Source organism: Mucilaginibacter polytrichastri (assembly GCF_001911425.1).
Lineage (GTDB): Bacteria > Bacteroidota > Bacteroidia > Sphingobacteriales > Sphingobacteriaceae > Mucilaginibacter > Mucilaginibacter polytrichastri.
The window spans coordinates 4,033,013-4,053,173 of the sequence record NZ_MPPL01000001.1; the positions used below are offsets into that span (position 1 = coordinate 4,033,013).

The following is a 20,161-nucleotide window of genomic DNA, read 5'->3' on the forward strand; positions in this document are numbered from 1 at the left end:
TTACTGGGCAATTCTTGAACTGTTTTATGGATGACTTGAGGAAAATAGCATTTTGAGCTTTGCTGCTCACACTTAGTCCTCAATGGCGGCGCGCTCAATGCCGTACTTCGGTGCCGCCGCCTTCATGCGGGCGATTTCGGCCTCGTCAACCGCGGGTGCAGGTCCGTCGTTGGTGGCGGGCTGACCGGACTCGCGGAATAAATCTTCTATTCCGCCGGGCGTGAAGGCCAGGAGGATACGGCTCGGGGTAGCCGCGGTATTGCGGAAGTAATGCGGTATGCCGCGTGGCCCGAAGGCGAACCCGCCAGGACCGATGGCATGCACATCGTCGCCGATATGGATTTCGAAAGTCCCGTCGAGCACATACCAGAACTCGTCTTCGTTGGTGTGGATGTGTGGCGGAGGCCCGCCGCCGGGGGTGGTCAGGCACTCAACCACCGTATAGCTTTTACCGGTGCTCGCAGCAGTTGCTTTAAGCGTTAATGTGTCTGCCACAAACCAGATGCGTTCGCCTTCACCGGCAGCAGTGGCAAAGCCCTTGAGGATGCTTGTGTTGTTATTTTTAATAGGTTACATTTATTGCCTTATTTATATTATTAATCTTTGATTTTTTAAAACTTAAAAAGTACAAGGTTGCAGATCAGGGAATTTTCAATTCACTGATACCGGACTAATTTGTTTTTGCTGAGGTTTTATTTTGCCATATTTACCTTCATAGAAATCCCGGTAAGCAGCAGCTATTTCGGCTTGTGAGTTCATCACAAAAGGGCCTTCGGCTACCACAGGTTCTGTATATTCTTCGCCACCAAATAACAGGATATCAATAGCTATCTGAGAGGTGTTTTTTACTTCAATTTCTCCGGCAATTCTGTCAAATTCTACAAACTCTCCTTTTTGATATTCAGTGTCATTTAGCTTAGCATTATGAGTGGGCAGAAAAGCAGCAACTTCTATTTCGTTATCAATTTGTATCGAAAGGCTTTTGCCTGCTTTCAATTGAATATGATACAAAAACTGCTCAGAATAATTCGGGATCTGCGAACTCAATTCTTCATACTTCCCAACAATAACCTTTAACCAACCACTTTCATCCGGCAATTCTTTTCTGGGGACTTCGCCAGCTTGTATCGCTATATGTGCAGGCTTTTCAGCCTTATTTTTTGCAGGTAAATTTATCCAAAACTGAAAACCCTGAATAAATTTGCTCTCTGTTTGGGGGTCATAATTTAAATTTTCATCATGGATTATCCCGGTACCCGCTTTCATCCATTGTGCACCTCCTGAATGAATTATCGCTCCGTTTCCGGCACTATCAAAATGCTCAACTTCGCCCTGAAGAATATATGTTAATGTTGCAATGCCCCGGTGGGGATGCGCTCCCATACCATTTTCGGTTATAATTTCTTTAACAACTGGAACGACATAATCTAAAAATACAAACGGACCAACCTTGTTGGCATACCGATTAGGTAACAGTCGCTGGATAGACAGAGTGCCTACTGTAGTACTGTTGCCTTTTGTTGAGAAACTCGTTTTTTTTTCATTTTCTTAATTGTTTTTACTCAGCCATTCCTGGAGAGACACAAAGTCGCCAGTGGCAATTTCTTTTGCCAATTCAATCCTTGATGCTGAACCTGGTCCCATGTACGTGTGTTTTTCAAAATATTCAAACATTTCAGCGAGCTCTTTTGCCCCTTCAAAAAAAGTTGAGAACAATTCAACCGGCACCTGTGAAAAGCTGTACTCTTTGCCATTAGCTTTATAGGCCTCAATAATATCATTGAAACTATTCAACTCGGTGGCAACTGAAAGATAACTGCCATTTCCAACCTTTTCAGGCTGCAAAAATGCACCGGTAACTGCTTTTCCCAGATCATTAATGTCTGACATATGGATCGCTTTTTTTGCGGGGTCAATCGGCAGTGTCCAGCCTGTTGTTCCATCTTGTTTTGGTTGTGGACCCAGCATTCCAACCAAATTTTGATAATAAAATGGGGGCTGAACAAATGTGGTGTATTTAAACCCCGCACTTTTCACCAAGTCATCTACCTTGGCCTTGTCGGTAAAATGAGGGACTTCAAACGCTGCTTCACTAATGATCTCTACATTTGGAAGTGTTGACCAAATAAAGTGTTTTACTCCTGTTGCTTTTGCCGCTTCGATGGCATTTTTACCTTGGGCAATTTCATCTGCACCTTCCCAAAAGTTGGTTACTACAAATACGCCATAAGCATTTGTAAATGCATCTTTTAAGGATTGCAAATTTTGTAAATCTGCATAAACTGCTTCACCAGCCTGGCCAGTATATTTTTCCGGATTACGGGTTATTGCCCTTACATTAAAAGAGCCTTCGTTTATAAGGGCATTTACAATACCCTTGCCTTGTGAGCCCGTTGCTCCAATTACTACTATTGTCTGCTTTTCCATTTGTTTGTTTTATAATGTAAAATTGCAGCAACAGCACGCCTTAGGACGATGAGATATGATAAAAAAAACCGTTGACAAATGTCAACGGTTTTGTAAAACCAAAATTTAAAAATAGAAGTTACTTACTTGCTTGCTTTCTGATTCTGCTTAAAGTTTCTTTAGTTATACCCAAAAAAGAAGCAATGAGATGTTGGGGAAATCGTTGAATAAACTGAGGATGGTTTGCGGCAAATTCTTCATAACGTTTTTCTGCTGCATTACTAATGGTAGAATTCAATCTTCGCTGAGAAGCAATGAAACTTCTCTGATCCATTAATCTTGTCATTTGTCCAAATGAGGGCATTTTTTCTATCAGCTCCAGCATGTCTGCTACTGTGGCAATGAGTAGCTCGGTATCTTCCCAGGCATCAATATAATATTTCGATGGTGTAAGCATGACGGCGCTTTCACGGTCGCTTGCCCAATAATTTTCAATGTACAGTTGTACAATATGCTCCACACCTTTGTCATCTACGCTGTATTGTCGCAGTCAAGCCGCTGAAAGTAGTTTTTCTTCACTGTATTCAGTTAAGCCCAGTTGCTTGCGCTGCTGGTCATTAAAATCATCTACTTTTAAACCTGCTTTTAAAAAAGCCAGGGATCGTTCCAAAATTTCAGGGGTGGAATACTCAGCCTTTGAAAGGAAAAATACTTCCGTATCGTTACCGGCAATTAAAGTCCCGTTTTCCGTTAACAGGATTTTTTTTGCCCCAAAGTCTATTTTCCATGTCTTGTTTAAGTTGTATAAGGTTTGAAAAAATGCTGGATTTCTATTGTTTTCTTCGCACTTCGACTCAATTTGGTTAAATATATATGTGTTGTTAAGTGTTCCGACATTGCCTTCCTTAATCAGCCATGATTCAAGGGTTTTACTGGGTGCCTGAAATAAATACTTATCGCCGAGCTTCCCGTTGAAGAGATTATATTCTTCTTTATTCACCAGTAAAACTTCATCCGCACGAAGGTAGTGGTCAGATAAGGGATGATTGATAAATGCCTTTCCCGTTAAGTTCGTCTTCAGGAGTGTATAGAAACTTTCCAAGCCTGCGTTGTCCTTCCGCTCATAGGCCAGTATTTCCAGTACTGACTCAGGGTGATGTGATTTAATGAGCGTTAAAAATTCATCCCCGTAATAACGGGCCGCTTCTTTAAATAAATAATCGTTCAGCGGGCTGATTTTGGTAAGAGACTTTCTTTCAATAGTGACCGAAAAAAAGCTATGGAAACCAAACGATAATCCTGTAACAGGTTCAAGGGCATAGTACAAATACAATTTTGAACTACTGGCCGGAATGAATGTGCCTTTTTCATTAACCTCTAGAAGAAATTTGCATTCAACCGAGAAGTCTGTCTTAAACTGCTCGGCCTCATCTTCCGGAAATGTATCAATAGTTTCTTTCGAGAGTTTAAAGGGGTGGTTATATTGTCTAAAATACCTGTCGTTGCTTCCATCCTGTAATTTGATAAAAGGTTCTTTATCCGTTATTCTTTTTAAGTTATCCCCAATAGCTAATTCCGAAATGTCAGCTAAGAAAATAATATCCTGCGCGGTAATTTCCTTTGCTTGCTTCAATACTAACTGTCCGTCCGTTTTTTTATCGAGCGGGAATTTAAACAAGGTGGTAAAACCTTCACTGGCCAGTTCTGGATATAAATCAGACAGGCTTGTTTCGTCAAATAGTGGCAACTGAAACAGCGGCAGCAGGTTTGCAGGTTTGGCATCGTCGTTAATAATGGCAGCCGCATCCTCGTTGCTGAAATACATTGTCCCATAGTTTGTAATAATTGCAGGGTGATTGGTGATCTCCAAAATAGCGTTGAAGCCGATACCTTTATGCCCGATCATTCCTCTATCACTTTTGGTACTTATCGCCGGATAACAAATACTTTTAATACCGTTCTCATTAAACTCTGCACCGTTATTGGCAAAATAGAAGACATCGCTACTAACCCAGGCCTTGATTTTGCCTTCTTTAACTTTATCCAGGGAAATGGCATCTCGGGAATTTTGCAAAAGTTCCAAAAAGAATCTTGATTGGTAGGATTTTGTAAAATGGTTTTGAACGCCACGGTCTGAATGCAAAGCAATGGCATCGCGATTGTAGTTGCCTCTAAAAATTCTAGTAATTATTGCCTGCAATACTTCTGAAGATAGTTTTTCATCTATTGCTTCAATTAAGTCTGAAGATAGCTCACTTGGTGTCATGCGGTTTAAGTCGTAATAATTTGTGATTTGGAACGGGTAAGATAATCATATTACCATATATACCCGATGAATATTTGTTTGACAAAGTATTGCTCGTTCAATTGAATTAGCTCCGTGTAGTAAGCATGCTTAATAGGCGCTGATAACGAACATATTCGTCGAGATTACCCATATTGTTGAGGGCAGCATGCTAGTATTTATTTCTTTTTTGAGAAAAAATGCCGAACTTATAATAAGGTTTATGTACTGTCCATATGAAATCAGCTTATATATATGTCCGTGTCAGTACGGACGAACAAAAAAGAAAAGGTTACTCTCTCCCTGAGCAAGAGGACCGATTATTAAAACATTGCGACCATAACGATATAAAAGTTAAAGGCATCTATCGGGAAGACTTTTCGGCAAAGAACTTTAACAGACCAGAGTGGAAGAAACTGATTGCCATGGTCAAGAAGAAATCATCTCATGAGGAAAATAATATTTTATTTATCAAATGGGACCGGTTTAGTCGCAATATTCAGTATGCCTATGAGATGATAGGCATATTGCGAAAACATAATACTGCAGTTATGGCTATCGATCAGCCAATCGACTTAACCATACCAGAAAGTTCCGTGATGCTGGCGGTTTATTTATCAGTCCCCGAGGCAGAAAATACGAGACGGGCATTGAACACAACGAACGGCATTCGTAGAGCAAAGCAAATGGGTAGATACCCGAATAAAGCGCCTTTGGGTTTTATTAACTTGACAGGATTGGATGGCAAAAAATTCATTGCACCAACACAGCCCGAAGCTGGAATTATTAGATGGGTATTTCAACAGCTTGCTAAAAATATCTATAAGATTGCGGAGGTCAGAAATATGGCCTATGCCAAAGGCTTTAGATGTTCCAGCTCAAATTTTTCTAAGCTTATTCGTAATCCGGTTTACTGTGGCCTTATTTCGATAAAATTGGATTCTTTGGAGCGACAAATGATTAAAGGAATTCATGATCCATTAATCTCCGAAGCGCTGTTTTACGAGGTTCAAGATATCATCAATACAAAAAGAAAAATCAACAGTAAAACAGACGAGTTAAAAGCAACGTTTTTCTTAAAAGAATTTTTAGTCTGCCCTGTTTGCGCTCGGAAACTTACTGGAAGCTTTTCCCAAGGTTCAACGAAAAAATACCCTTATTACCATTGTCCTAGAAAATGTAAAACAAGGATCAATGCATTCAAGCTTAATGACAGCTACAAACACCAACTTCAACAATTTTCACTTTCAAATAAAGTAACGGAATTGTTCAATTGTATTGTAGAAGATTCTAATACAATTACACAAAAAGCAGAATATCTGCAGGTGCGAAAAATAATAATAAGGCAACTTGAAGAACAAGAAGCTACGCTATCAAAAGCCCGAAAGTTGTTCGTATCAGATATACTGAAATATGATGATTACAGCGACTTGAAAAAAGAGTGCAAAGCAAATTTGGATTGTTTAAAAAAGGAGCTGGACGACATTGTTATCAAACTAAAAAGCATTGATAAGCAACGGCAATCGGGTAATTATCCATTTGTGAATATTTTTCAGGGATACTCGAATTTTGATATTGCTGATAAAAAGAGTCTCGCCATCCTGATTCCTCCGGGTAATCTCAATCTCCAAACAGGTGACGTTTCCTTAGATTTAAACAATGCATTATCAAAAATATTATCACAAACAGACAAACCATTTCATAAAAATGAATTTTATAGATAAAAAGACTTCCGTCAAACAGGCTATGTCGATATTAGCTAAAAATGGCATACAAGTGGATGATACTGAGGCGAGCGTTATATTAGAATTTCTGTATATTATAGCAAAGAATTACAACAAACATAAAGCCAATCAAAATGCGCCTAACCTTAAGGAGAATTCGAACCTTGAGAAAACAGCTTAAAAGCAACTTTCAGTTCCCTTTTTAGACCAAATTGAATAAAAGTCTAAGGATTTTGTCAGCAAAGTTCGAACTAAAAATGACGAGACTTAACGATTTGGGTCACAGATTTTTATTGGCATAAAAAAAGGAAACACCGATGGTATGGTGTTTCCTTAAGTAGGTCGAGCGGCAAAAGTTCTAACTTTCATGGTGATATTGAAGCTATTGTAGATGCAAATAAAATCATTGAAACCACAACTCATTTTAAATAAAAGTTTGATTCCGACCGTAAGAATTTGTGTTTTTAATTCTTCCAATCGTGGTAAGTGAATGAAGGCACTATTCGAATAACGATAACTTTACGCATACCATTACCACCCCGATAATTGCAGGGTTGTTTAGGTAAAATGTGCTAATATCCGGTAATTGCGGGAAATCGTCTTAACTTAGTTATCTTAAATATTATGACCGTTCAGGATGAGCCAGGAGATAGAGCAAGATTACTTTTATGAGTTATCAATAGGTACCTTTCCTTACCTGGAACTATTCCGGAATAACGAATTATACAGTTCCTTTCTTTTTGCAGAGTTTAAAAAAATAAGCGCTCGGCCAAAACTTCACTTATACTTCAAGGAATTTATAAGCGATGAAGAATGGTCGAAAGCGATGACAGCTGGAAAAGCAACTGTCGTCAAGCCCGGCAACTATCCTGTTGCCGCATCTATGGTTGCAATGAGCGATACTGAAAAGCGAGCCAATGAAATTATCAGGGATTTTCAGCAAATGATAATTAAGAACACTGTCGAACCTCAATACTGTGGCAGGCATCTTGAAGATTCAGAAACGATAAAATTACTTCGAACAATAGTCAATAAAATAGATGAATTTAAAAAATATGTTGTCCTTGATAAAAATGTCGACAACTACCGAGGATATGCTACAGCATCGATCAGTAACATTATTACTTTAACTAACAAATTGCAGATACCCGGCCTGGGACAAGAGCTATTATCTGCATTACTCGATAGCGGCGAAAGCAATGATGCCCAATTGCAAATTTTGTTGTATTTAAGACCAAACGAGGATAGCGAGGGTATTCGCGTAAGGTACAACGTCCTGAAAACGTTAGCGGATGAATTATTGAACAAAGAGCTTACATTAAATAAAAGCGAATTGCAGAGTTTTGCGATTCCTAATTTCAATCAGCCCACTTTTTCAGTACCTGGCCAAAAGCCCAAGATTACGCTGGTGGATCGCGTTTTGCGCGAACTAGCTTTGATCTTAACTATATATGAATCCCAATTCAAAAAGTTTGACAATCAAGTTCAATTCCCATATCCCCTTATTTTGAATGAAAAAGGAGAAGATGGCATTGATGGGCGGTATATTCAGAATTTCGACCTGCTTTCCAATACGGAGATATTTAATATCCAGGACTTCAAGGAACAAATGACACAACGTTTTGAAGTCGCTAACAATTTGACCTTGTTTCACAATCAGTTAGCTGAATTAGAAGCAAATGCAACTACTGCGGTTGAATATTATGAGACAAAACTCACCAGAGGCAATACAATTGTAGATGATTTTTTGGTCGACCATGCACGTCCTTTTCAGGAAAGGATAGACGATTTGGAAAAAAATATGGCAGTTGTTAAGGTTTACGATCACCAAATAGATAGTATTTATTTCGGTGCGAATCTGTCAACGCTTGAAACTAATATCGCTGGCCGCGGTAACTATCCTTTTAGATATTTGGCAGATAATTTCACCTTGGCGCAGATATGCAGCCGGGTCATCGATTTTGCCAGAAAATTCAAGGTTAACGAAAAATCTGAACAGAATAATAATCAAGATACCAGTATCCGCTATTTCTCTTTTGATTTGAATAATTACAGATTCAGCAATGATCCTAATTTAACTGCTCAGGAAAATGAACAGAGTATTTGGAAGTACCGCCAAATCGTTTTAGAAACAATTTTCATATCGAAATTTAAGAAAACAACCGCAGAGAATCTTGCGGAATTCTTAGATCATCAATATCGTATGACCCCAGCGCCAAAGCAAGCCTTTGTTGAGCTGGTAGAAAAACTCGGCAACGCGAATCTTCATTCGACTTTTCAAGGCTCCAGTATCCCTAAGGCCGACGCATTCCGTGTTTGGATTACTGAGAAAAAAAGCGGTTTCCATGGAAACGCCGGCATTAATCATTTAAATTTATATGTTAACACGCTGAATGTTGAAGCAAGCCTTCAGATTAACAAGGTAGTAGCTGAAAACGGCGGGCAGGTCAATATCGCAGATCTCATTCAACAAATTGAACCACCTAAGACATCATAGGACGCCATACTTTTATTTTTTAGGATTATTTAAATCCGAAATCTGTTTGATATACCAAGTGTCCTGGGCTATCAACAACCTGTTAATTCTTTGAATAGTATGGTCGTTAATTTGTATAACTTGCTCAGAAGTCAACATCCCAAGGTCAATTCTTTTTTCAGCGACCTTAATGGTGTATGCATTATCCTTTTCAAAACCATTTATTAACAGACAATAATGGGGTGAAAGCGGAAAATAAAAGGCGGAATCATCTTTAAAGTAACTATTATGGATCAATCCGATCAGGCTTTTTGCAAAACCAGGATTATCAGAAGTGATCAATAGGGGTCCGCCAAGCGGTGTTTTTAAAAGTTGCCATTTACAATTAATAATAGCATTTCGATATTTTTCATTTCTTTCATTATCAAAACCAGATCGTTGGATGAGGCCAAAAAGTTGCATCTGCTTTGCAAACGTTTTATTTCCTTTTTGATCCGCCCTAACCGATTCTATTACAAACTGCCGGAATTCCTCTGGTAATCTTTTAAAGTGGGGGTTATCATTGCCTTTTTCTTTTATGATCTGCGCAATGCTATCATCAATCCATTTGTCTTTATTTTTGCTGATCACTTCGGTTAACCAAAACGGGTTCCTGATCTTCATTTGAATAATAAAGTCACACAGATAGATTGCGTCTGCCATTTTTAATGGCTCACTACGCGTAAGTGCCATAAAAATTTGCGTGTAACGATTTTCTAACTCATGTAAAACTGTGGATTCGACAAAAAGCTCATCATACTGATCAAGCTGAAAATTAGTGCCACGGTGTTCGGATTTGATACTATAGAAATTTTCGTCTATGCAAATCTTATTTGGGTGACTTTCTTTTGGCCGTTCTTTTAAACCCTCTTGTACTTTCCTGATGTCAAGAATATAAAGGTGGTCTTTGGACAAAAAGTTATTAAGGTAACAACGCGGTACGTAGTGGTGTCGCTTAGGTTTGGATGATGGAGGCGGACTATCCATCGTTTAAATTTTGAAAATTGATTTTAGCACTTCGTAAAGTACGGTGGCGGCAATTCCATCAATAATTGGCACACCATGTTTTAGGGCGAAATTGTCCAGTTGAACGCGAACGCTTTCATAAATTGTAAGATCTGAAGACTCGGCCGGTAAAGCTTCGACATTTGCCTGAATCTCCTGTAAATCATCGTTATCCAGTTGAACAAGCAGTTGCTTCACCTGGTCAAAATCATTTTTCGTTGCTGAATTCAAAACCGGATTAAATTCTATTTTTTTAATTACATCCGCAATGTTGACCTGGCTACCTTTCTTGGCTATTACTTTTTCAATCTTCATTCTTTTATTGATGATAAGTTTTTTTACATTAATATTGACCTGGTTCGCTACAGTCGCCTCGCTTTTGCCCAATAACTGAAATTCCTGTAATGCTTCTTCTACGGTGAGTTCTTTTGAGAGCTTTAAACTTAGCTGCTCCTGCATCCTGATAATTGTAAAATGCAGAAAGTTAATATTTGCCAATTTACCCTGATTAACGGCGATAAATTCTTCCAATGCAGATTTTACCTCATTGAAGCTTTTATTAGATTGCACGCCAATTTCAAATAGGACTTCCAATACTTTTGTCTCCAGGTCATTGAATACATCCTTTTTATAATCATCCTGCTTGCCGATATATAATAATTCCATCAACACTGGTATCACCTGTGGATTACTGGCATAATTAATATTCCTGAAATGTCTCTTGAAGTCGAAAAGTGGGTTTGGATTGCTCAAAAAATGATTGGTGATGATGTAAAAACCGTCAATGATCCCCAGTTTTAATAGGCGATTCGCCGCATCCAATTTTTCCTCGTCACTAACAGAGTCATTATCTGCTATCGACCTGAAATATCCAATAAGGTAGTCATTTTCCTCCCCGGAGTCACGCAATAATCTAATGGCGCGCTCTTTCATGTCTGGTGATTGCGTGTTGGCCACAAATTTAATCAGGCGCTTGGTATCTCCTGTTTTACTAAACCACAGTTTCAACAAATCAGCAAATTTATACTCAGTTTCATTAAACCCTTCGATTTGCGATAAGATCAGCGGGAACGATTGGGTAAGGTCATTTCTCAACGCATAACCGGCGTTCGAGGTCCATGTTAAAATGTTCTGTAGGCCATTATTTAAGTTTTCCGTTACAGTTTTCCTTAGTACATCAGGCTTAACGAATTTCTCCAGCAGCTCAATAAACCCGCCAGTTTCAATATTGATCTCGTCGCTTTGATTATAGTACCGTGTAAATGTGAGCAATCGTTCTTCGGGTAATTCTATTTTAAATCTATTAATAAAATACCAAAGTAAGCCTCCAGTAGGTGCTTTCTCCTGGCTCCAATTCCTGATATATTGTTCTTGTTCCTGTGAAACCTCCAGTTCGGGCAATGCAGTAAGCCGTGATTTAATCAGTTGAATCCTGAAATTGGTAAATTCTTCACTTTCATTCATCCAATGATTAAGATGTTCCCTTTGGGCGACGCTGCCCCGGTAAGTAAACTCCCTGATTAGATCGACGGTTGAGGTACTAAACCGCTGACTCAGATCAACGTATTCCCCACTTTTATACGAGTATAAATCCTCGCCGATGATTTCTTCTTTCTCAAAAAAATCAAATATTTGATTTACTTCTGCTATAAAACCTTCTTTATCGAATAAAAGATTAAAACCTTTTTGTGCGGCTTCGCGGAATAGTTTTGCACGGTCAATCTCTGGTTCGTTTTGAATTTCGATATCCGTTTGGGAAAGTTGTTGTTTGAAATACGATAATATATCCTCGAAGTTGCCGCTACCACTTTCTCTCCATTTGAAATCCCTGTAGACCTTTTCAAGACTTTCCTTTGAGATAATACCCTTTGAATATTGCGTAATCAAATTATCAATTATATGTTCATTTACTAACGCACCAATGCCGGAACTTTTTTCGTAATCCCTGATAGAGACCTCATTAAGCAAATAAAAAGTTGTTTCCCATCTAAGATCGTTTTTATCAAAAAATGACAGGAACTGATCAATATGAGGCTTGTTCGTTTCTGTGGCCTGCCTGGCATAAAGCTGAACTATAAGTTTGAAGAGACTTTTATCTTCTATATAAGCGTCGAAAACATGAGCCAGTATTTTTTCCATGCTTTCTTTATATTCCGAAAAAAAGCGATGTACCGTATTTATATCGCCGGCAACTATGGTCAATAATTCTGCTATGGCTGCTGGCGTTTTGATCTTCTCCAGCCCTTCCTTGAGCTGCATGCCCTCATCCATCAGGGTAACGGTATCCCGGTCCTCACTTTGATAGTTAAAGCCGTTCATCCGCAACCCATCGGTGAACACGCGAACATATTTATCAAGGACCTCAGAATTACCGATGATTTTATAAAGCGCGGCTCTTAAATATTGATTTTCTCGTTGCCCGTATTGCTGGTATAAAAATTCAATTGTTTCCGGATCATCAATACCTAATTTAGATAAAGCCCCAATGACGGTGTATATATCACTGCTATTAAAATCGGGCCGTTTGATCAAAGAAATCAATATATCTTTTAATGCTTCTTTATAGCTACTGAACTTGCTGATATCGAAGCGGTATAAAACATGCAGAGCGTTTAAAACATCTATACGAGTAGCTTTTCCATCTTTCAATATTTCCAAAAGGAAAATCAACACCTCTTCGAAATGTCCGAAACGCGCCAGATCGGTATCTGAAAATTTATTAGATGAAAGCCATACTTGTTTTTGGCTGTAGAAATTAAAAATATCTTTGAATAATGCTATCCTATTCTCTTTTGGCACCCTGTCAGGGTCAAAGCGAACGAGTATCTCAGGATCGTTAGCAATCAGCCAATCCAGCAATGGTTTAATTTTTTCTTTTTCCCCAACACTGATCAAAAATGAGAGGGTGTTCACCCAATTTGGTTTAATCTTTGGTTCACCTGCTGATGAAACCGTCAATACCTTCATCATCCCCTCGAAAGACAGATGCGATAAGACTCTTGAGGCGAGGTATTCCTGAATATTATTATGCTCAAAATGCCATTGTGCTTTATCAGGTTCCAACTTGAAGGCTGAAAGATATTTTGCGGCTTCATATTCATCCGCAGTCAATACACTGGCCAACTCCTTATCGTCAATGAAATTTCTGCCGGTCCGCTCCAGTATAAATGCGATCTTCTCCTGTAACGGCAGCAAATCCTTATGTTTGAGGGGAGGATCAGTTGAATGATATTGCTGTTTATTGGCCGTTTCGTATTGATTGATCGCGTCTTCCAAAATGGCAGCCCTACCCGAATCAAAATTGCCATGCTTTATAAAATAATTTACCAGGATGTTCAGGAAATATGGTTTTTGCACCAAATCAAGATAACCCCGCTGATAAATTGCATAAATAAACTCGTCACCGTTAATACCGTGGCTATCGGCGACATATTTTTTTATTTGCGCGAGCGAAATGTCATTTAGGGTGTAGACTGCATAACCATCTAAGGTGCCTGAAAAGCTGGCATCAGGTAGCTCATAAAAGTTGGTGCGGGAGGACACTACTATCCTTATTTGCGGATTGCGATCTGAAAACGCCCCCAGCTTTCGCAAAGCTGTTGAAAAGAACTTTGGCTGAATCTCGTCAAGCCCATCCAAAAATAACACCAAGGCTGATTTGTCCGCCTGTTCCCAATTTTGGGGGAGGTAATCAGCGATGTCTTCGTCAGTATACGTGTTGAATTTTTTATAAATAGGTATAAACTCACTGTTGGTATCTTCCTGCAAGGTTTTCATCAATTGCTGTAATTCAATTGACTTGCCCGAGCCGGCACTTCCTAAGACAACGATCCTTTTCTGTGTTGTTATGATATCCTTTAAAAACAGTTCGCCAACTTCAGGTTCATAAAACCAGGTAATTGCAGGTTTTTGTATATCGTAATAGGTCAGGGTACGCGGGAGGTAAGCCGGCGGTAGTGTGGTGTTTGGTAAAGCAAATACAGGCTTTGAAAAGGCGGTAGCGCCGCCGCTAATGTCACTAATCCCACTTCCCCGATTCGTTTCGTTCAATCTAAAGATCATCTGGCCGCCATGATGAATTTCACCCCGTTTGATCGGTGCAACGCCTGGCGACTGTAACGTACGCTCTCGCGTAATCCTGATCACCTCGTCAAAGAATTCCCCGGCTGCGACGCTTGGCTTCGTATTCTTCTCCAGAAATTCACAGATGGTCTGATTAAACGGAGTCCCTTTACCTTTTTCGCCGTCGGTTACTTTTTCAATACCGCCGGAAACCAATATCCAGCCGGAGTTCAGGCTGTCTAGATATTCATGAGATAGGTCCGGATTTCCCGCTCGGTCTTTCTCCAGTAAGGTTCCTGAGAAACAGGAATCAGAAATTAATATGATGTGCTTGGCGGTTATTCCTTCGATACAATCCAGTACATAGCTATTTTGAATCCGTTGAAATGTTTTTTGACCCTCATCAACGGGTACCCAATAACCAATATCGCTGGTGGGATTTTTACCGCCATGTCCAGCAAAATAAATGATCAGATTATCTTCTTTGCCGATCCGGAAAGCAAGGCCATCAAGGGCGTTTGTTATGTTCTCCTGTGTGGCTTTTTCATTCAATAAAGGCGGCATTACCTCCTGAAAACCATAACGGCTTACTAACAGTTCAGAAAAGCGTTTAGCATCACCGCTCGCATTCTCCAACGACCCAAAATGAGGGCCGGGATAATTGTCGATCCCTATAGCTAAAATGAAACTTTCCCTTTGCATGGTGTTAAGGTTATCGAACAAATGTAATCATCCTACCTGCAACTTTATTCAATGATATTTAAGGTATCACATTGCGCACCTGGAACAGGTCTGAGTGTGGTTGGTATAATAACGGCTATCATGCGCGTCATAAACTCTTGCCGTCGGATGTGCGTGTCCTGAAATGTAAGCGCCATCGAGATGACCTTCGATAATGATCGAATAGTTGGAAAAGATATTATTTCGCATTTGTTCAATCGTCCCCGTAGCGTCTAAGATGCGGTCATGCAAACTCAGTAATTCACGATCATCAATTTCGCTAAACGGAATATCGCAGGCGAAAATAGTGGGTGTACCCGTATTCCTGAGATGCTCTTTGATATGATAGGCTGTATTTTGGGCGAGGCAAAGCATAAACTCACTTCCATATATCCAATAATGCGGCGCGAGATCAATAAAATCGTAGTCGTCCAGTATAAAGTAAATAAAACGGTTGCTTTTACCCTCAAATAATTCCATGGTTTCTTGCACATCGACCGGCCCTTTGTACCCGATTTCTTTTAAAAGTATTTCAAAAGATGCGAAGGACTTTTGGAGGTCACTTGGCCGAAAGCCATTGTCAAAGTATAGATCGATGTTTGTCGGCCGGGCAGCATGATAGCAGCGGATAGCATGGTAGTTATGCTTCAGCCATTCGACAAAATTTGAGCGGCTAACGTTTTTACGGATATTGGCTAATTCTTTCTTGGTTAGTGTCTTTTTGGCAAAAACCGATGGGCTGTTATTCATTCTTTAAAAAAGGATTTTCGTAAGTCTTGGTCGTGTCCAAGGTGGTTCCCGCAGGTGCGATAAACATGCCGACAATTTCGCCGGGGTCGACAATTCCATGTTTTGAAATTCCCGTTTTAGGGTCAAAGCTTGTCATGTTTTTTAAGTCTTCAAGTTTCATTTCAAATGAAACCGCATCTTCTTCGCCAACTACCTTTTCGTACCTGGATAAGTTTACATTATGGCTGAATGCCACACTCAACTCATGGGGCGGATGGAATACGATAGGCGGCGGAAACAAACAACCCATTTCTAAATCCTTATATAAACCTGCGTTCCAATCAAGTTCGTTAAATGGTAAAGGGAACGCGTAAATATAAGTTTCATAATAAAGGACGAACACATGCCGCGGTAATTTTGCCGCCGGATCATTTTTCCTGTATAACATTCCCGCCGGTTTAATAAACCGATGTTCCATTGGTAGCAGATGCCTCATGATTTTTGCAAACTCATCAAACAAGCCGTTGGGGGCTGGATTAAATAGGTATTTAAAAGCTGGTCGGTATTGTTCTACTTCCTCGTTTGGGATCATGGATAATCCCATTTTTAGAAGTGCCTTATAAACCCTGATCGGTGAGTAAGGTTTCTTAGTGTATTTGATTACCGTTCTGCCTGTCTTAGGATCAAAATTAATGGCATCGGTTCCTACGCCGGGCGTGCTGATCTTCGTGGCTTTGCCGCTAAAAAAATCAACCAGGCGTGCTGTAATTAAATCATTGGCGGATTTGAACGTTGGTATGCCATTTTTACCCGTCGTACCTAATATTGACCTGGCGATACCTAACCAATTGGCCAGATCATTTTCATTTTCTCCGAAAAGCGCGTTGCAATCATCGCATTCAAAATCCGAATGCAAATATTTATTACCGAGCGATTCCGGAATTACATGGGCTACTTTTTTAAATTTTTTTGTACCTGCCGGGGCATTGCAAAACCGACAAACCCTTAGATTTCTTGCTTTAAAATTTCTCATGGGTTCATCCGGCGGAATCATAATCAATTCAGGATGGTAAGCATCTAAAAATTGATTTAGCTGTTCCTCCGTATTTTGAAAAGTAAAAATGTTTGGGTCTTTGCTGCCAGCCATTTAGAACAAATAATGTATAAAGATAATTAACCATAAGGCCAGTATCAAACTGGCCTTATTCATTACTCACTTTTTCTCCAGGATAGCTTAACGGGAACAGCTCCGTGAGCGACCATTCGGGCTGTCGTTTCAATACCCGGTTCATTTCTTCATCGATATCCTTATAAAGATGCTCGTAAATGCCACTGTTTTTCGCAATCCGGTCAACCATCGCGCGCCGCTCGGTTAAGTCAGCCATAAATTTGCGGTGCTTGATATCTCCCTGTAATAGCTGCTCATAGGTTCGACGCAAGGCATTCATGTCATAAGTGGAAATCAACGTTTTCATCTCTTCCGTGATCTGCGCAGCTTCCTCTGTATTACCCAAAAAATCAAGTATCTCATATTTACAACGCAGACAATTGAACTGGTTTTCCCGCTGCTGTAAGCGGTCATAAGTTTCCGCTATCTTATCAATGTCAGTTAGGAATTTCTCTAAAAGCACCCTATCTTCCTCAATAACTTCCGTGCCTATGCTTAACGTATCCTTATTCCAGCTGCAGAAAGAATGAAAATGATAAATCTTTGCAAACTCCCATTCGATCTTTTCCATCATCAGGTTGCTTAAAGCCGGGAAGTTCCGGTGTTTCAACGCGTAACCGTATAACGCTTGCAATTGGTTCAAAAACTGCTCATCGAATTTCAGCCAGTCGGCCTCGACGAGGTCATAAAAAGCATCTACTTTGCGCCCCATCGTCAGTAAAGAGTTTTTAGCCAGCTCGTGCAAAAGCAAGATAGCTTCAGCATGCAATACCTTTGCATAGGCAACAACCCGCATATCATGAAATCCCGGATGCTTATTGGCAATCCGCATGGCACCTTCATAATAAGTCCTTAGCTTTTTACCCTGATCCGGTTCTTTACTCGCAACAAACTGATTATGCAAATTCGACAATTGCAGGAAAGTACCTGCGTCTTCATTGGCCATAATCTCCGCGGCCACTTTACTGAACTCCTCTACGTCAGTCAGGCCAAGCAAATATTTTGCGTGGAAGAATTGATAGGCGACCATGCTCCGGTCTTCCGGGTGCAAGCTATCCCTATCGTTATAGGCTAGCTTCAACAGCTCAACCGCTTTAAAAAGGTTAGCCTGGTGCAAGTAAGCCACTCCGCAAATCATATTAAAGATCGCTGATACTTTGCCACGCGGGTGACTGCGCTGCTCAATGTCTACGATCTGTGGAAGCGCGTGTTGATTGAGCAGATGATGACCTACTTGCTCAATAAAAGCGATGTTTTGTTCAACACTGTAAACATCCTGAAGCTCATCGATCACAAAACCTGTAGGCGGCCGCTCGTTCTGCGATTGCATCCGGATATGACTGCTCAGCTTTTTCAGCAGCGTCCCATTGTCAAAAGTTTCTTTGTATATGCGGTCAAACTGCGCTTTATTCAACAAGTCAATAAACTTAACTTTGAAAGTTTTGGGCAATTGATCAGGCCGGTGTTTGCTCATTAAACTGCGGTACACCTCTGCAACCGACGCGATGTAAAACTGATTTTCCGGATGGTCATGCAGGATATAAAAAGCAGGTGAGCCGAAGTTCAGCAGATATTGCAGATTATTGACCTCGATTGGATAGGACATAGCACCGTCCTTTTGTTTTTTAACCGATTCCGTTGCCTTTAGCTGGATAGCAAAACGAAAGTTCGTGTACGCATTATCCTGTTTGATTTCTCCAATAATATCAATGCCTTTATCCCGCAGATTTTCCGGTCGGAGTTCAAACAGCTCAACATTAAACAACGGCGCAAGCCGGTTGCGGGAGTCCGTCTCTAAAGTTTCCTGCCGGCTGGAACGTGGCAATTGCGGGTTTCGGTTCATCGGTTAAATTTAACATTCTTTTAAATGTTATTTCAAAGCATTGATTTGCCGCGTTGTGAGTGTAGCCAGGTGCTCTACCCATTGCGCCGCGATTGCCCGGATATCTTCGCTGGTAATTTCGACATCATATAATTTCTTGTGCCACACAGGCCCGTGATGGGAAGGTTTCACCGCAAAGTAATAGTCATCAAAGAAAATATACAAGTCGCCATAAACATCAAAAGCATCGACGCCCGCTTTCTTGAAACCCCGGAGAATAATATGTAAGCCGATCTCCGCTACGTTTCCTTTGGTGACCGCTAATTCGATATCGGCAGTAGTATAAAATCCGAACGCTCTGCGGTCTATGGAAGATGATGTTTCGTAGGAATCAAACAAGGGGTAAATTTCTTCTTGCATAGCAGGCTGTGCAATTGCTACGATTGTAGGCAAGGTTTCGTTGAATAAACGCTGGATCACCGTATTATCCCGTTTCAACTTTAATTCCTCTCCCTTAAAAACACTGGCCGCTTTTTGCAGGAGCGCCAATGGTGGCTGCTCAAAAGTCTGCCGCAACAAAGCAATGATTTCCTGGTCTTCTTCATCCGGCTCCGTATCGTCCTGTTTGTAGTTGACATATAGCGTGTCTGACCAGGCGGTACCATCTGACCAAAGCAGCGATATAAAAATACCTGCAAGTCCTTTTAATGGTGCCATCACCGAAACCTCCGTGATGCTTTTCACAAAATTCAGTGGTGCATCCTTTTCTGTTTCCAATAGCGAGGTAGGTATGGTCATTAGCCGTATCAGTTCCATCCGCGTTAGGCGATTAAGCATCGGCAAATTGTCCTGATAGGCCGCATAATACATCGGGAAATAAGAACCCATCATCGGCTTGAAGATCCAACTGCCGAATGGTAAGCCTAGATTACGTTCGATCACCTGCTTCGCATGTTGCGCACCGCTCACCTTTTGGAAGTCGCCATCAGCTATCAACAGATCGCCATCATAAGCACTCGCTATATCCGAACCCAGTTCTTTCAGTGATATCCGGCTAATCTCCGGATAAACCCTTACTGTAATTTCGTGCTGGCCTTTGGCATTAACATGCCAGTCACACCCTTCCTGCAACAATCGTCCCTCGTTCTGTGACTCGATAATAAGGTAGCGGCGGCGCGGTAACAGTTCGTTCTTGCCGAAGTTTCTAAGGCGTTCGACATTACCGAATAAAAAATCCTTAACCACAAAAGTCCATTGATCCCCCCGGGCGCCAATCCATTCACCCGTAAACATCAGATCAACATCAAGGACAATTAACGTTTCCATACCGGTTTCAATCTCGCGCTCAGCGTTAAGTAAAGCTCTAGCCGCTTTATCCTCAGCAGCTTTTTTCCAGACCTTGAGTAAAGCATCCGTATAAGTAGCTGCATCTAGATCGACCGCCCGTGCATGCATATTACACAACCATATACCGTTATCAGGCGACGAGCGCTCTTCCGGTGTCATGCTCCCTAAATAGCGGGGCCCACCTACGGCAGCTGCATGAATATGTGCAGCCTGGCCCAGGTTCATTACTTTGTTAGGATCTGATTGATGCGGGCCAATAGTAATATTGGTACAGCCCGGACTGCTGCATTGATAGGCAACACGCTGCGCCAGTTTTAACTTTGTTGATTTGCTGAATTCGTCCCTGCTCTTAGCCATAAGAAAGCTAAAATAGGCAGAC

The 20,161-nt window shown here is 40.7% G+C and carries 14 protein-coding genes; 3 read left to right on the forward strand and 11 right to left on the reverse strand.

Going from position 1 to position 20,161, the window contains the following annotated elements; translation table 11 throughout:
* Positions 1 to 72: 72 nt before the first annotated feature.
* The 5 genes from RG47T_RS17145 to RG47T_RS17165 all read right to left on the reverse strand — a co-directional run bounded on the left by RG47T_RS17145 (position 73) and on the right by RG47T_RS17165 (position 4,672).
* Positions 73 to 495, reverse strand: a complete 423-nt coding sequence (locus RG47T_RS17145; RefSeq protein ID WP_171972553.1) for a cupin domain-containing protein — start codon at positions 493 to 495, stop codon at positions 73 to 75.
* A gap of 156 nt (positions 496 to 651) precedes the next feature.
* Positions 652 to 1,491 (reverse strand): pirin family protein, encoded by an 840-nt coding sequence (locus RG47T_RS17150; protein ID WP_074490635.1) that lies wholly within the window; start codon positions 1,489 to 1,491, stop codon positions 652 to 654.
* Positions 1,492 to 1,548: 57 nt separating this feature from the next.
* Positions 1,549 to 2,427 (reverse strand): NmrA/HSCARG family protein, encoded by an 879-nt coding sequence (locus tag RG47T_RS17155; protein WP_074490637.1) that lies wholly within the window; start codon positions 2,425 to 2,427, stop codon positions 1,549 to 1,551.
* Between the two features lie 118 nt (positions 2,428 to 2,545).
* Complete coding sequence (locus RG47T_RS17160) at positions 2,546 to 2,926, reverse strand: Crp/Fnr family transcriptional regulator (RefSeq protein ID WP_216351069.1); 381 nt, start codon at positions 2,924 to 2,926, stop codon at positions 2,546 to 2,548.
* Between the two features lie 30 nt (positions 2,927 to 2,956).
* Complete coding sequence (locus RG47T_RS17165) at positions 2,957 to 4,672, reverse strand: sacsin N-terminal ATP-binding-like domain-containing protein (RefSeq protein ID WP_074490638.1); 1,716 nt, start codon at positions 4,670 to 4,672, stop codon at positions 2,957 to 2,959.
* A gap of 254 nt (positions 4,673 to 4,926) precedes the next feature.
* Between RG47T_RS17165 and RG47T_RS17170 the strand changes: the two genes are divergently transcribed.
* From RG47T_RS17170 to RG47T_RS17180, 3 genes are all read left to right on the forward strand, one after another.
* Positions 4,927 to 6,414, forward strand: a complete 1,488-nt coding sequence (locus tag RG47T_RS17170; protein WP_074490640.1) for a recombinase family protein — start codon at positions 4,927 to 4,929, stop codon at positions 6,412 to 6,414.
* A complete protein-coding gene (locus RG47T_RS17175; RefSeq protein WP_074490642.1) occupies positions 6,398 to 6,595 on the forward strand; it encodes a PTS sugar transporter subunit IIBC in 198 nt (65 codons plus the stop codon). Before RG47T_RS17170 ends, RG47T_RS17175 begins: the two co-directional genes overlap by 17 nt.
* 456 nt (positions 6,596 to 7,051) lie before the next feature.
* Positions 7,052 to 8,911 carry a hypothetical protein gene (locus RG47T_RS17180; protein WP_074490643.1) on the forward strand — a complete coding sequence of 620 codons (1,860 nt, stop codon included), beginning with the start codon at positions 7,052 to 7,054 and terminating at the stop codon, positions 8,909 to 8,911.
* Positions 8,912 to 8,923: 12 nt separating this feature from the next.
* Here RG47T_RS17180 and RG47T_RS17185 read toward each other — a convergent pair whose 3' ends face one another.
* The 6 genes from RG47T_RS17185 to RG47T_RS17210 all read right to left on the reverse strand — a co-directional run bounded on the left by RG47T_RS17185 (position 8,924) and on the right by RG47T_RS17210 (position 20,139).
* Complete coding sequence (locus tag RG47T_RS17185; protein WP_074490645.1) at positions 8,924 to 9,916, reverse strand: DUF4238 domain-containing protein; 993 nt, start codon at positions 9,914 to 9,916, stop codon at positions 8,924 to 8,926.
* A 3-nt stretch (positions 9,917 to 9,919) separates the two neighbouring features.
* The gene (locus tag RG47T_RS17190) at positions 9,920 to 14,698 is read right to left on the reverse strand and encodes a caspase family protein (protein ID WP_074490646.1); all 4,779 of its coding nucleotides are present in this window, start codon (positions 14,696 to 14,698) and stop codon (positions 9,920 to 9,922) included.
* Positions 14,699 to 14,764: 66 nt separating this feature from the next.
* Positions 14,765 to 15,466, reverse strand: a complete 702-nt coding sequence (locus RG47T_RS17195) for a hypothetical protein (protein ID WP_074490647.1) — start codon at positions 15,464 to 15,466, stop codon at positions 14,765 to 14,767.
* The gene (locus tag RG47T_RS17200; protein ID WP_074490648.1) at positions 15,459 to 16,592 is read right to left on the reverse strand and encodes an HNH endonuclease; all 1,134 of its coding nucleotides are present in this window, start codon (positions 16,590 to 16,592) and stop codon (positions 15,459 to 15,461) included. The genes RG47T_RS17195 and RG47T_RS17200 overlap by 8 nt, the downstream gene beginning before the upstream one ends.
* A gap of 55 nt (positions 16,593 to 16,647) precedes the next feature.
* Positions 16,648 to 18,456, reverse strand: a complete 1,809-nt coding sequence (locus tag RG47T_RS17205; protein WP_074490649.1) for a DUF4365 domain-containing protein — start codon at positions 18,454 to 18,456, stop codon at positions 16,648 to 16,650.
* A gap of 27 nt (positions 18,457 to 18,483) precedes the next feature.
* On the reverse strand, positions 18,484 to 20,139 hold the full coding sequence (locus RG47T_RS17210; protein ID WP_074490651.1) for a hypothetical protein: 1,656 nt from the start codon (positions 20,137 to 20,139) through the stop codon (positions 18,484 to 18,486).
* Between the last annotated feature and the right edge of the window lie 22 nt (positions 20,140 to 20,161).